The sequence below is a fragment of the Streptomyces sp. UNOB3_S3 genome (assembly GCF_020740895.1).
GTDB lineage: Bacteria > Actinomycetota > Actinomycetes > Streptomycetales > Streptomycetaceae > Streptomyces.
Genome location: NZ_JAILXP010000204.1, coordinates 1 through 12,706 on the forward strand (window position 1 = coordinate 1; position 12,706 = coordinate 12,706).

Consider the following 12,706-nt stretch of genomic DNA (forward strand, 5'->3'; position numbering starts at 1 on the left):
TGACGGTGCCGTACTGGATGGCCCGGCGCTTCGCCGGCGCCGCGGGCACGCCCCTCGACAGCGAGGCGTTACTCTCCTTCCGCTTCGCCACCCCGGGCGGGCCCGCGTCCGTGGTCGTCCGGCGGGGCCAGAGCGACCTGCTGATCCTGTGGCAGGTCTTCCTGCGCCGCTTCTACGAGCTCGACGCCGTCTACGCGCTGGACGAGCCCCTCACCACCCTCGACACGGTGGTGGACCTCGGCGGCAACACCGGCCTGGCCGCCGCCTATCTGACGGCCCGCTACCGGCCGCGCAGACTGCTGACGGTCGAGCCCATCGCGGAGAGCCTCGCGGTGCTGCGGCGGAACGCCGCGCTGTCCGGCCTGGACTGGACCGTCGAGCCGCTGGCCGTCGACGGCCGGGAAGGGGAACTGGAGTTCGCGGTGAGCGGCTTCTGGGACACCTGCACCGCCGTCCCCGCCGTCCGCGAGCTGCGCCGCAGCCGCCCGCACCGGCTGGAGAACGTCCTGGCCCGGCCGCCGCGCACGGTGCGGGCGGTCACCGTGGAACAGCTGCTGGACGAGCACGGCATCGACCGCGTCGACCTGCTGAAGGTCGACGTCGAGGGCAGCGAGTCCGGGATCTTCGCCGAGCCCCGGCCGTGGATGACCCGGGTGGCGCGGATCGTGATGGAGATCCACGACAAGTACATCGACGGCATCGCCGTCCGCTCCACACTGGCCCGGGCCGGCTTCCGCCGCGTCCCGCCCCGGATCCCCGACCCGGTCGGCTTCAACCCCGTGGAACTCTACGTCCGCCGTGCGTAGCCGCGGCTAGGAACGCGTGAACCACCGCTGGTCGGGGTTGTAGTGGCAGTCCCACAGGACCAGCGGTGTCCCGTTCGCGGTGCTGCCGTTGTTGGCCAGCCCCACGCACTTGTTCTGTCCCGCCCCGGAGACGAGGGCGGCATTGCCGTCGCCCAGGGGCTGCATCCGCCACCACTGGTCGGGGTGGAGGTGACAGTCCCACAGCACGAGGCGCGTTCCGTTCGCCGTGCTGCCGTTGTCCGCCAGGCCTATGCATTTGCCGTACGGATAGCCGGAGGCGTTGCTGCGCAGGGAGACACCGTCGTCGCCCTTGTACCACCACTGGTCGAAGTTGAGGTGGCAGTCCCACAGGACGAGGATCGTCCCGTTCGCGGTACTGCCGTTGTTCGCCAGCCCCACGCACTTGTTGCCGTTCGGGTCGGCCGCGTTCCGCAGGTTGAAGAGCGGGCCGGGGCCGGCCTGGGTCGCCGGGGGCGGCGTCGACGGCGCCGCCGTGGCCGTCGTCCCGGTCAGGGCGAGCGCGAGGCTCGCGACCATCGTGCTCAAGGATCTCAGCCGGCGGTTCGGGCGGTTCGGGCGGTTCACGTGAGGGTTCATGCGGAGTCCTTCCCCATGGTGGGCCTCTCGGGCGCCGCTCAAGCATGGCCGCCGCACCCGGCGCCGTACACCCCGGATCCGGTCAGGCCCCGCACCGCACCGGGGCGGCCCCGGGCCCGCCCCGAGGGTCCGGGGACGCCACCACCGCGTCTCCATTTCCCCTTCGCGGTCACGTTACTTACCGTGGAAGAAGAAGAGGGATAAAACGCTACATTCCACACGTCAAAAGCTCGACGTGAAGATTCCGGAGACGCCGGCGTCCGGGCCCATCGGATGAACGGCGTCCACCGCTCATCCGTACATATGGACAGGCAAGGCGCACATGCTGCGGATCCGCCCCGCAGGGAGAGGTCATGGCAGAGTCGACAACGGCCACGGGGTCCGCCGGGACCCGGGCCACGGGCGCCCCGCCCGACGTCCGGACCCTGGCGGAATACTTCGAATACGCTTGTGACAAAGCCCCGCACCGCACCGCCGTCATCTGCGACGGACGGCGCCTCGGCTACGCGGAGCTCGACCGCCGGGCCAACCGGCTGGCCCATCTGCTCCGGGCGCGCGGCGCCGGGGAGGGCTCGCGGGTGGGAATCCTGCTCGACCGTTCCGCCGACTGCTACACCGCCCTTCTCGCGGTGCTCAAGGCGGGCGCCGCCTATGTGCCCCTCGACCCGTCCTTCCCTGCCGACCGGCTGGCGTTCATCGCCCATGACGCGGAGCTGTCCGACCTGGTGACGGCCTCGTCCCGGAGCGGGAGGACCCGCGACCTGCACTGCCCCGTCCTGGAACTGGACCGCGCGGAGGAGCTGCTGGCCCGCCGGCCGGACACCCGGCCCGGGGTCCGGCCCGGCCCGTCCTCGCTGTGCTACGTCATCTACACCTCCGGCACCACCGGCCGCCCCAAGGGCGTGGCCGTGTCGCACGCGAGCATCGTCAACTTCCTGCGCGTGGTCGCCCCCATCTACCGCGTACGGCCGGAGGACCGGGTCTACCAGGGCCTCTCCCTAGCCTTCGACTTCGCCGTCGAGGAGATCTGGCCGACGTGGCTGGCCGGGGCGACCCTCGTCGCGGGGCCCGGTGACGACCGGCGGGCCGGCGAGGGGCTGAACGGCTTCCTGATCGAGCACGGGATCACGGTGCTGTGCTGCGTCCCCACCCTCCTGATGACGCTGGAGGCGGAGGTGCCCACCCTGCGCAGCCTCCTCGTCAGCGGCGAGGCGTGCCCTCCCGGCCTGGTACGCCGCTGGTGGCGCCCCGGCCGGCGCATCCTCAACGCCTACGGCCCCACGGAGGCGACGGTCACCGCCACCTGTGGCGAGCTCGCCCCCGACCGGCCGGTCACCATCGGCACGCCCCTGCCCACCTACCGTGTCTACATCCTCGACGAGAAGCTCCGCCCGGTCGCCCGGGGCGAGAGCGGCGAGATCTGCATCGGCGGCCCCGGAGTCGCCCTGGGCTACGTCAACCGCCCCGAGCTCACCGCCGAGCGGTTCGTCCCCAACCCGGTGCCGGGCGACCGCGACCGCGCCCCCCGCGTCTACCGCACGGGCGACCGGGGCCGCTTCACCGGGGCGGGAGAGCTCGAATACCTGGGCCGCACCGACACCCAGGTGAAGATCCGCGGCTACCGCATAGAACTCGCCGAGATCGAAACGGTCCTGCGCGAGGACCGGGCGGTCGGGAACGCCGTCGTCACACCCCTGGAACGCGAGGGCGTCGCCCAGGGCCTGATCGGCTACGTCACCCTCACCGGCCACGCCGCCGACCGGCCCTCCGACGAGGAGCTGCGCGAGCGGCTGCGGGTCCGGCTGCGCAACAGGCTTCCCGGCTACATGGTCCCCTCGTTCCTGGAAGTGCTCCCCGAGTTCCCGCTGCTGGCCGCCGACAAGGTGGACCGGGCCGCGCTCCCCGCGCCCGTCTCCCCGCCGCTCGCCCGCCGCACCCAGCCGCGCACCGCCCCGGCGACACCGCTGGAGCGGCGGCTGACCGCCCTCTGGCAGGACATCCTGGGCGCCGGCGGGACCGACAGCGATGGCGGCGGGCTCTCCGTCGAGGACGACTTCTTCTGCGACCTCGGCGGTCACTCCATGACCGCGGCCCGGCTGATCTCCCGGATGCGCCAGGACCCCGCGTTCGGCGACGTGGCCATGGGCGACCTCTACGCCCACCCGACCGTCCGGGACCTGGCCGCCTTCATCGCGTCCGCCCGTTCGCAGACACCCGCGCGCGAGACGCCCGCGCCCCCTCCCCTGCGGCACTCCACCCTCCGCGTGGCGGTCTGCGGCATCGCCCAGCTCATGGGGCTGTACCTGTGGCTGCTGCTGCCGTCGGTCGCCGCGGTGGCCCTGCTGTACCGCCTCTTCGAGGCGTGGCGCGTCCCCGTGCGGGCACCGCCGGCGGGCAGCGCGCTGGACGTGGCCGGGCATCTCCCGATGCCGGTGTTCCTGCTGCTGACCGCGGGCTGGCTGGTCCTCACCCTGGGCGTGCTGCCGCTGTTCGTCTGCCGGCTGCTCATGGCCGGTGTGCGCCCCGGGGACTATCCCCTGTGGGGCGTCACCTATCTGCGGTTCTGGCTGCACGGCAGGGTACTTGCCACATCGCCGGTCGCCCTGCTGCCCGGTTCGCCGCTCTTCGCCGTCTGTCTGCGCCTGCTCGGCGCCCGGATCGGGCGGGGCTGCCACCTGTCGGCGCTCTTCTTCCCGGCCTCGCTCGTGGAGATCGGCGAGCGGACCAGCGTCGGCTACGGCGCCCGCGTCCAGCCGTACACCGTCACGGGCGGCCGGCTGCGGCTCGGGCCCGTGCGGATCGGCTCCGGCTGCTTCGTGGGCGCCAACAGTGTGGTGCTCCCCGGTGCCGTCATCGGCGACGGGGCCTCGGTCGGCGAGCAGTCGCTCGTCCCCGAGGGCCAGGTCGTCCCCGCCGGCGAGCACTGGGCCGGCGCGCCCGTGACCCGCCGGGACGCCACCCCGCCCCTGCTCGCGGACATGGCCGCCCGCGCCGACGACGAACGTCCCTGGCCCGTCCCGGTGCTGGCGGGCTACGCGGCGGGCGCGCTGCTCTTCACGCTTGTCCCCCTGCTGTCGATCTCCGTCCCCCCGGTGATCGTGGCGGGCACGGCCTGGCGCTACGGCTTCGCCTGGGCCTGCGCGGCGGCGGCCGTGGCCGGGCCCGTGGCCGTGCTGGGCATCTGCGGGGCCGTCCTCCTCGTCAAGAAGGCCCTCATGCGCACCGCGCCCGCCGGGCTCCACATCGAGCGCGGCGCCTTCGGGGTGCGCAAGTGGATCAGCGACGGCATGCTCACACAGAGCCTGACGCTTACCCACGCCCTGTACTCCACCCTCTACCTCGTGCCCTTCCTGCGGTGGCTGGGCGCGCGGACGGGACGCTGGGCGGAGGTGGCGACGGTGAGCTTCGTCGACCCCGACATGCTGGTCATCGGCGAGCAGAGCTTCGTCGCGGACATCAGCATGGTGGGCCCGGCCGTCTTCCACCGGGGCCGGATCGCGCTCGCGCCCGCCGAGGTGGGGCGGCGCGCCTTCGTCGGCAACGGGGCGCTGGTGCCCGGCTCCTGCCGGATCGGCGACAACGCCCTCCTGGGCGTCCACTCCCTCGCTCCCGAGACGCCCCTCGCCCCCGAGACGACCTGGCTGGGCTCCCCCGCGATCTTCCTGCCGCACCGCGAGGCCAGCAAGGCGTTCGACCCCAAGCTGACCTACAGCCCGACCCGGGGGCTGATCGCCGCGCGCCTGGCCATCGAGTACTTCCGGGTGACCCTGCCCGCGACGATCGGCGCGCTGTGCGGCCTCGGCAGCCTCTACCTGGCGCTGCGCGTGGCCGAGGCCTCCCGGCCCCTGGTGCTGTTCCTCGTCGCCCCGGCCCTGGTGCTGCTGGCGGGGCTGGCCGCCACCCTGGTCACGGTGGTGATCAAATGGCTGGTCGTGGGCCGCTACCGGCCGCGCGAGGAGCCCCTGTGGAGCGTCTGGGTCCGGCGTACGGAGCTGGTCACCGGCCTGTTCGAGAACCTGGTCGTGCCCGCCTTCCTCAATCTGCTGACCGGCACACCGTGGATCTGCTGGATGCTGCGGCTGTTCGGCGCGCGGATCGGGCGGCGGGTGTGGCTGTCCACCACGTACCTGACGGAGTTCGACCTCGTCGAGGTCGGCGACGACGCGGCGGTCGGGGAGGTCACCTCCCTCCAGACGCATCTGTTCGAGGACCGGGTGATGAAGATGTCCCACGTCACGGTCGGAGCGTCGGCGTCGGTCGGCGTGCGCTCCGTCGTCCTGTACGGCGCGCGGGTGGGATCCGGTGCCCGGCTCGACTCGATGTCCCTCGTGATGAAGGGCGAGTCCCTGCCCGACGGCACGAGCTGGCGGGGCATCCCCGCCCGGCCCGCCACCGCGCCCGTAAGCACGACCGCGGAGGCGGCCCCCGAAGCGAACGCCGAGGCGACCGCAGGAGGTGCGTCATGACCTCGCTCGTCATCCCCCGCCCGCTGACCGCCCCGTATGTCGACGGTGAGCTGCCCGGCCCGCTCTCCGCCGAGCTGCTGGCCCGTCAGGAGCTCCGGGAGTCCGGCGCCCGGACGTACCCGAGGCATCTGCCGATCGCCCTGGAGGAGGGCTCCGGGAGCTTCGTCCGAGACGTCGACGGCAATGTCTTCATCGACTTCCTCGCCGGCGCCGGGGTGCTCTCCCTGGGCCACAACCACCCCGAGGTCGTCGCGAGCGTGACCCGGCAGCTGGGGCTGCTCGCCCACGGCCTGGACTTCCCCACCCCGGCCAAGGACGCCTTCACCGAGGCCCAGCTGTCCATGCTCCGCCCGGAGCTCCGCGACAAGATGAAGATCCACTTCTGTGGGCCCACCGGCGCCAACGCGGTCGAGGCCGCCGTCAAGCTGTGCAAGACCGCGACCGGCCGCGGGGACGTCGTCTCCTTCCAGGGCGGTTTCCACGGCAGTACGCACGCCGCCATGGCGCTCAGCGGGCTGGTGTCCGCCAAGCGGAACGTGGCCAACACCATGCCCGGCGTCCATTTCTTCCCGTACAACGACGCCGGGTACCTGGAGCGGGCGCTGACCGACAGCCTCGGGGGCGTCCCGCTGCCCGCCGCCGTCCTGCTGGAGCTGGTGCAGGGCGAGGGCGGCGTGGTCCCGGCCCGCCCCGAATTCGCCCGGCGGGTGCGGGAGCTGACCCGTGACCTCGGCGTGCCCCTGGTGGTCGACGAGGTGCAGACGGGCTGCGGGCGCACCGGCACGTGGTTCGCGTTCGAGCAGTACGGCATCGAGCCGGACGTGGTCGTGGCGTCCAAGGCCCTGAGCGGCATCGGCATGCCGGTCGCCGTCATCCTCTACGACGCCGCGCTGGACACCTGGGAGGCCGGTGCGCACATCGGCACCTTCCGGGGCAACCAGCTGGCGTTCGCCGCGGGGGTGGAGGCGATCCAGGTGATCCGGCGCGACGACGTACTGGGCAACGTCCGGCGGCGCGGCGAGCAGATCGCCGCCCGGCTGGCGCCGCTGACGGGCCGTCCATGGGTCCGCGAGGTGCGGGGCCGGGGCCTGATGTGGGGCGTCGAGCTGGCCGATCCCGCGACCGGCCGGCCCGCGACCGCGGCCGCCTCGGCGGTGCAGGCCCACGCGCTGCGCCACGGGCTGATCGTGGAGCTCGGCGGCCGGGAGGACTGTGTCGTACGGATCCTGCCGCCGCTCAATGTGACGGCCGAGGTCGTCGACACCGCCTGCTCGATCCTCGTCGACGCGGTCACCGCCCGCGCCCCGTCCCCGTAGTCCCACCGCACGTACTCCGTACACGTACTCCGTAGTGGAAGGCCCCGAACGATGCTCATCGTCCAGAAATACGGCGGCTCCTCGGTAGGGAGTACCGAGCGGATCCGGCGCGTCGCCGAACGCATCGTCGCCACGCACGAGGAGGGCCACGACCTCGTCGTGGTGGTCTCCGCGATGGGCGACACCACCGATCGGCTCCTCGGGCTGGCGGGGGAGCTGGCCCCCGTCCCCTCCCGTCGCGAGCTGGACATGCTGCTGAGCGCCGGCGAGCGCATATCCAACGCGCTGGTGGCCATGGCGGTCCAGACGCTGGGGGTGCCGGCGTGCTCCTTCTCGGGCCCGCAGGCCGGTGTGATCACCAGCTCGGTGCACGGCCGGGCCCGGATCATCGGCGTCGAGCCCACCCGGGTGCGGCAGGCGCTCGACCGCGGGATGGTCGTGCTGGTCGCGGGGTTCCAGGGCGTCAGCCGGGAGACCGGCGAGGACACCACGCTGGGCCGCGGCGGCTCCGACACCACGGCGATCGCGCTGGCCGCCGCGCTCAAGGCGGACGTCTGCGAGATCTACACCGACGTGGACGGCGTCCACACCGCCGACCCCCATCTGGTGCCGCAGGCCAGACCGCTGTCCCGGCTGGACTACGACACGATGCTGGAACTGGCCGCGAGCGGCGCCAAGGTGCTGGCCCCGCGCAGCGTGGAGTACGCCCGCCGGCACGGTGTGACCGTGCGCGTCCGCGCCTCCGACGGCGGCTGCCCCGGCACGGTGGTGTCGGCGCGCCCGGACGAACCGGAGCGCGGCGCGTGCGCGGAGCACGCCGCCTGCCCGGAGCGCGCGCCGTTCGCGGGCGTCGCGCACGACCTGTCCACGGCCGAGGTCACCGTGACCGCCGTCCCGGCCCGGCAGGGGGCCGTGTCCACGGTGTTCCGGGTGGTGGCGGACGCCGGTGCCGAGATCGACACGGTCGTCCAGCCGACGGTGTACGGGCCCGGCGCGCGGGCCGGCGACATCAGGTTCGTCCTCCCGAAGAGCGATGTGCCCGCCGTGCTCGCGGCACTGTGCGAGCACCGCGCCGAGATCGGCCACGAGGACGTGATCTGCCGCGACGACATCGGCAAGGTCTCGCTCGTCGGCTCCGGCATCCGGACGCGCACGGGCGCGATCGCGACGTTCTGCGAGACGCTGGCCCGGGCGGACGTGCGGTTCGAGACCGTCTCGGCGACGGAGACCCGGATCTCGGTGCTCTGCCCGGCCGCCCGGCTCCCGGACGCGCTGCGCGCGCTGCACCGGTCCTTCGGCCTCGGCGCGGACGCCGAGCCGGCCAAGCGCGTGGTCCCGTCCGGCAGGGCGGCGCGCGCGGCGTGCGCCGGGGCCGAACCGGCGCGTGCGGGCGTCTGTCGGTAACTCCTACACAGAGCTAAAATGATGGTATGGCCGCAGGGAGTCTTCCCGACGAGCTCGCCGGAGTGCTCTCCGGTATCCAGCGGATCGCCCGCCGGAGGCTCTGGCACGGCCTTCCGGTGCCACGGCCCCGTGGCGCCCAGGTCGAACTGATGCGACTGGTCACGGCCCGCCCCGGCATCGGCGTCTCGGCCGCCGCCCGCGAGCTGTGCCTGGCCGCCAACACCGTCAGCACACTGGTCGGTCAGCTGATGTCGGCCGGCCTGCTGCGCCGGGCGGCCGACCCCGGGGACGGGCGCGCCGCGCTGCTCTTCCCGACGCCGTCGTGCGGGGAACGGCTTCGGGACTGGGACGCGCGGCGCGCCGCGCTCTTCCGGGACCACGTCCGGAAGCTCACGGACGAGGACCGGGCGGCCCTGGCGGCCGCGCTGCCGGCGCTGCGCAGACTCGCCGCGTCGATGCGGGACGCGGAGCCCGTCTGACACCGCGGAGGTGCCATGACCACTTCCACCCCTCACCACTCGAGGACCGCCGGGGAGACCGCGGACACGGCGGCGCTCAGCTGCGTCGACCTCCACTACGCGTTCGGCGCCACCAAGGCCGTGGACGGCCTGGACCTGAGGGTCGAGCAGGGCGAGGTCTTCGGCCTCCTGGGCCCCAACGGCGCGGGCAAGACGACCACGATCCGCGCGGTCACCACGCTGCTGCCCGTCCCGCCGGGCGTCGTCGAGGTCTTCGGGCACGACGCGGCCCGGCAGAAGATGGCCGTCCGGCGGCTGCTCGGCTATGTGCCCCAGCAGTTGTCCGCCGACGCCAACCTCACCGGCCACGAGAACGTGGCCCTCTTCGCCCGGGTCTTCGACGTTCCCCGCCGCGAACGCGCCGCGCGCGTCGCGCAGGCGCTGGACGCGGTCGGCCTGGCCGACGCCGCGCAGCGGTCGGCCGGCACGTACTCGGGCGGCATGGTCCGCCGCCTCGAACTGGCCCAGGCCCTGGTGAGCGCACCGCGTCTGCTGATCCTGGACGAGCCGACCATCGGCATGGACCCGATCGCCCGCGACAGCGTCTGGGAGCGCATCTCCGACATCCGCGCGGGCACGGGCATGACCGTGCTGGTGACCACCCACTCCATGGAGGAGGCCGACCAGCGCTGCGACCGGCTGGCGCTGATGCACCGCGGGCGGATCCGCGCGCTGGGCACGCCCGAGGAGCTCAAGGCACAATTGATCGCCCACCGCCGGGAGTCCGGCGCAACGAGCCTGCCGCCGCCCTCCCTGGAGGACGTCTTCCGGCACTTCGCGGGCAGCGGGCTGGGCGACGCCGGCCCCGACGAGCAGCGAGGGGAGTTCAGCGATGTCCGCCGTACCCGCCGCACCGCGTCCCGCGTCGGCTGACGCCACGCCGGGCGGGACCGTCTCCCCGGAACCGGAACAGCGGTTCGCGCTGCTGCTGTCCCCGCCGCGCGCCCGCGGCGGGCTGCGGGTCGTCCCGGCCCGGGTGGCCGCGATGTGCGCGGTCGAGCTCCAGAAGCTGCGGCACGACCGCACCGAGCTCTACACCCGGGCCGTCCAGCCGGCGCTCTGGCTGCTGATCTTCGGCGAGACCTTCACCCGGATGCGCGTCATCCCCACGGGGAACGTCCCCTACATCGACTACCTCGCCCCCGGGATCATCGCCCAGTCGGCGATGTTCATCGCCATCTTCTACGGCATCATGATCATCTGGGAGCGGGACTCCGGCGTCCTCACCAAGCTCCTGGTCACCCCCACCCCCAGAGCCGCGCTGATCACCGGCAAGGCGTTCGCGTCCGGGGTGAAGGCGGTGATCCAGGCCGTGGTCGTCATCGCGATCGCCGCCGTGCTGGGCGTCGCGCTCACCTGGAACCCGCTGAAGCTGCTGGGCGTCGTCGTGGTCGTCCTCCTCGGCTCGGCCTTCTTCTCCTGCCTGTCGATGACGATCGCCGGGATCGTGCTCACCCGCGACCGGCTGATGGGCATCGGCCAGGCCATCACCATGCCGCTGTTCTTCGGCTCCAACGCCCTCTACCCGGTGGACGTGATGCCCACCTGGCTGCGGACGTTCAGCGCCGTGAACCCGCTCAGCTACCAGGTGGACGCCCTGCGCGGACTCCTCATCGGCACCCACGCCCACCTCGTCACCGACTTCGCCGTCCTCACCCTCGCCGCGCTCCTGGGCATCGCCGCGGCGGCCTCCCTGCTGGGCCGGCTGGCCCGCTGAGACCGTGCGCTCCCGGCACCGCTACTTCCCCGGCCACGGGAGCACGGCCTTCCACGTATCGCGCTACCGGCTGCGCCTCGACTGGCGGCCCGGTTCGGGCCGCGTCCTCGCCGACGCGGCCCTCACCGTCGTCCCCACGTGCCCCCTGGACACGCTCGACCTCGACCTGGCGCGCCTGCGTGTCACCCGCGCCACGGTCGCCGGCACGGCCGTGGCCTTCCGGCACCGCAAGAAGAAGCTCCGCCTCGGACCGGAACGCCCCCTGCCGGCGGGCGAGCCCGTCGAGGTCACCGTCGCCTACCGCGGGGTGCCCCGGCCCGTCGGCCTGCCCGGACTGGACGACGCGGCGGGCTGGTTCCGCACCCGGGACGGCGTCCGGGTCGCCAGTGAGCCGGTGGGCGCCCCGTCCTGGTACCCCTGCAACGACCGCCCCGACGACAAGGCCGCCTACCGCTTCGAGATCACGGCCCCCGGTCCCTACCGGGTGTGCGCCAACGGCCGGCTGACGGAGCGCCGGGCGGCGGGGGCGGGCCGCACCACGTGGGTGTACGAGCACGCGGGCCCGATGGCGCCGTACCTGGCGACCGTCGCCATCGGCCGCTTCGTCCTCACCGAGCAGTCCGGCGGCCCGCCGGGCGTCGTGCTGCGCAACGCCTTCCCGGAGCGGATGGCGGACCGGGCGGCGTACGACTTCGGCCGGCAGCCGTGGATGCTGCGGGTGTTCACGGACCTCTTCGGCCCGTACCCCTTCGGGGAGTACGGGGTCGTGGTCGTGGATGGCGACGTCGGGGACCCGCTGGAGGCGCAGACCTGCCCGGTCTTCGGCACCGACCGCGTCGACGGCGTCCGGGGCCACGAGGACGAGGTGGCGCACGAGCTGGCCCACCAGTGGTTCGGCGACCACGTGGGGATCGGCGGCTGGCGGGACCTGTGGCTGAAGGAGGCCTTCGCGACGTACGCCGAGTGGCTGTGGTGGGAGGCCTCCGGCGGGCCGGCCGCGTCGGCGACGGCCCGCTCGGAGATGGCCGGGCTGCGGCGGGACGGGACACCGAGGGGGTCGGTCCTGGCGGACCCCGGGCCGGGCGAGATGTACGAGGACTGGATGTACAGCCGCGGCGCGTGCACGCTCCACGCGCTGCAGCAGACCGTGGGCGACGACGCGTTCTTCCGCCTGGCCCGCGAACTGCTCGCCCGGTACGGGGGCGGCGCGTGCGATACGGAACGGTTCATCGCGCTGGCGGATGAGGTGACGGGCAGGGAGCTGGGCGGGTTCTTCACCGGCTGGCTCCACGAGCGGGCGCTGCCGGAACTGCCGGCCGGCGGTGGGTAGATGGGCGGGACGCGTGCTCAGGCGCGTCCCGGGTGCCCGGGGAAGACCCGTTCCAGCGCTCCCCAGCCGGTGTCGTGAGCGCACTCGGCCGCCTCGGCCCGGCCACCGCCCCGGACGCCGAACAGCCGCTTGGCGAGGAGCAGATACAGCACCACGGCCATGATCCAGAGGGTGGACGCGTGCGCGGCGAAGGCCTTGTCGAGGTCCTTGAGCAGGCCGTGGTTCGTCAGTCCGCTCGGCCCTCCGACGCCGTTCTGGACCGCGTCGACGATCCGGTAGAACGGCTTCTGGAGCCGGCTCCGCTCATGGACGAACACGAAGACGGTGGCGGCCAGTACGGCGAGAACGACGAAGTGCGGCATCCGGTCGACGGCGATCAGCCGCAGGACGTACCGGTCCCGCAACGGCCTGCCGCGCAACGGGAGTGCGATCTCCTCCCGCCCGGGCGGGAACTCCCGCTGCGGCCGGGCGGGCGCGGCGGCGTCGGCGCGGCCCGGGACTGGCTCCTCGCCGAACTGCGCCGCTGCGCACAGGCCTCCGCCGGCCGGATGA

9 protein-coding genes and 1 pseudogene are annotated in these 12,706 nt (G+C 73.4%); 8 read left to right on the top strand and 2 right to left on the bottom strand.

The genetic code is table 11. From position 1 onward, the window contains the following. Positions 1–806 (top strand): FkbM family methyltransferase (locus K6I33_RS21535; protein ID WP_229355398.1); only part of this gene is annotated, 806 nt, incomplete at its 5' end. A gap of 6 nt (positions 807–812) precedes the next feature. Here K6I33_RS21535 and K6I33_RS21540 read toward each other — a convergent pair. After that, entirely contained in the window at positions 813–1,403 is a 591-nt protein-coding gene (locus tag K6I33_RS21540; protein ID WP_229355400.1) for an RICIN domain-containing protein, read from the bottom strand. Between the two features lie 353 nt (positions 1,404–1,756). Between K6I33_RS21540 and K6I33_RS21545 the strand changes: the two genes are divergently transcribed. The 7 genes from K6I33_RS21545 to K6I33_RS21575 are packed head-to-tail and all read left to right on the top strand — an operon-like array spanning position 1,757 to position 12,154. Next, positions 1,757–5,869 (top strand): Pls/PosA family non-ribosomal peptide synthetase, encoded by a 4,113-nt coding sequence (locus tag K6I33_RS21545; protein WP_229355410.1) that lies wholly within the window; start codon positions 1,757–1,759, stop codon positions 5,867–5,869. Further along, positions 5,866–7,185, top strand: coding sequence for an aminotransferase class III-fold pyridoxal phosphate-dependent enzyme (locus K6I33_RS21550; protein ID WP_229355420.1), 1,320 nt, complete (start codon positions 5,866–5,868; stop codon positions 7,183–7,185). Before K6I33_RS21545 ends, K6I33_RS21550 begins: the two co-directional genes overlap by 4 nt. Before the next feature lie 51 nt (positions 7,186–7,236). Then, positions 7,237–8,589 (top strand): aspartate kinase, encoded by a 1,353-nt coding sequence (locus tag K6I33_RS21555; RefSeq protein ID WP_229355422.1) that lies wholly within the window; start codon positions 7,237–7,239, stop codon positions 8,587–8,589. Positions 8,590–8,615: 26 nt separating this feature from the next. Next, a complete protein-coding gene (locus tag K6I33_RS21560) occupies positions 8,616–9,068 on the top strand; it encodes a MarR family winged helix-turn-helix transcriptional regulator (protein ID WP_229355427.1) in 453 nt (150 codons plus the stop codon). 15 nt (positions 9,069–9,083) lie between these two features. Beyond that, the gene (locus K6I33_RS21565; protein WP_229355435.1) at positions 9,084–9,980 is read left to right on the top strand and encodes an ABC transporter ATP-binding protein; all 897 of its coding nucleotides are present in this window, start codon (positions 9,084–9,086) and stop codon (positions 9,978–9,980) included. Then, positions 9,940–10,824, top strand: a complete 885-nt coding sequence (locus tag K6I33_RS21570) for an ABC transporter permease (protein WP_229355437.1) — start codon at positions 9,940–9,942, stop codon at positions 10,822–10,824. The genes K6I33_RS21565 and K6I33_RS21570 overlap by 41 nt, the downstream gene beginning before the upstream one ends. A 4-nt stretch (positions 10,825–10,828) precedes the next feature. Beyond that, positions 10,829–12,154, top strand: coding sequence for a M1 family metallopeptidase (locus K6I33_RS21575; protein ID WP_229355440.1), 1,326 nt, complete (start codon positions 10,829–10,831; stop codon positions 12,152–12,154). Between the two features lie 17 nt (positions 12,155–12,171). Here the strand turns inward: K6I33_RS21575 and K6I33_RS21580 are convergent. After that, positions 12,172–12,706, bottom strand: a pseudogene (locus tag K6I33_RS21580) (hypothetical protein); the annotation flags it as partial.

Coding starts and splice junctions, on each gene's coding strand:
- K6I33_RS21540 (WP_229355400.1), bottom strand. CDS start 1,403: ATGAACCCTCACGTGAACCGCCCGAACCGCCCGAACCGCCGGCTGAGA.
- K6I33_RS21545 (WP_229355410.1), top strand. CDS start 1,757: ATGGCAGAGTCGACAACGGCCACGGGGTCCGCCGGGACCCGGGCCACG.
- K6I33_RS21550 (WP_229355420.1), top strand. CDS start 5,866: ATGACCTCGCTCGTCATCCCCCGCCCGCTGACCGCCCCGTATGTCGAC.
- K6I33_RS21555 (WP_229355422.1), top strand. CDS start 7,237: ATGCTCATCGTCCAGAAATACGGCGGCTCCTCGGTAGGGAGTACCGAG.
- K6I33_RS21560 (WP_229355427.1), top strand. CDS start 8,616: ATGGCCGCAGGGAGTCTTCCCGACGAGCTCGCCGGAGTGCTCTCCGGT.
- K6I33_RS21565 (WP_229355435.1), top strand. CDS start 9,084: ATGACCACTTCCACCCCTCACCACTCGAGGACCGCCGGGGAGACCGCG.
- K6I33_RS21570 (WP_229355437.1), top strand. CDS start 9,940: ATGTCCGCCGTACCCGCCGCACCGCGTCCCGCGTCGGCTGACGCCACG.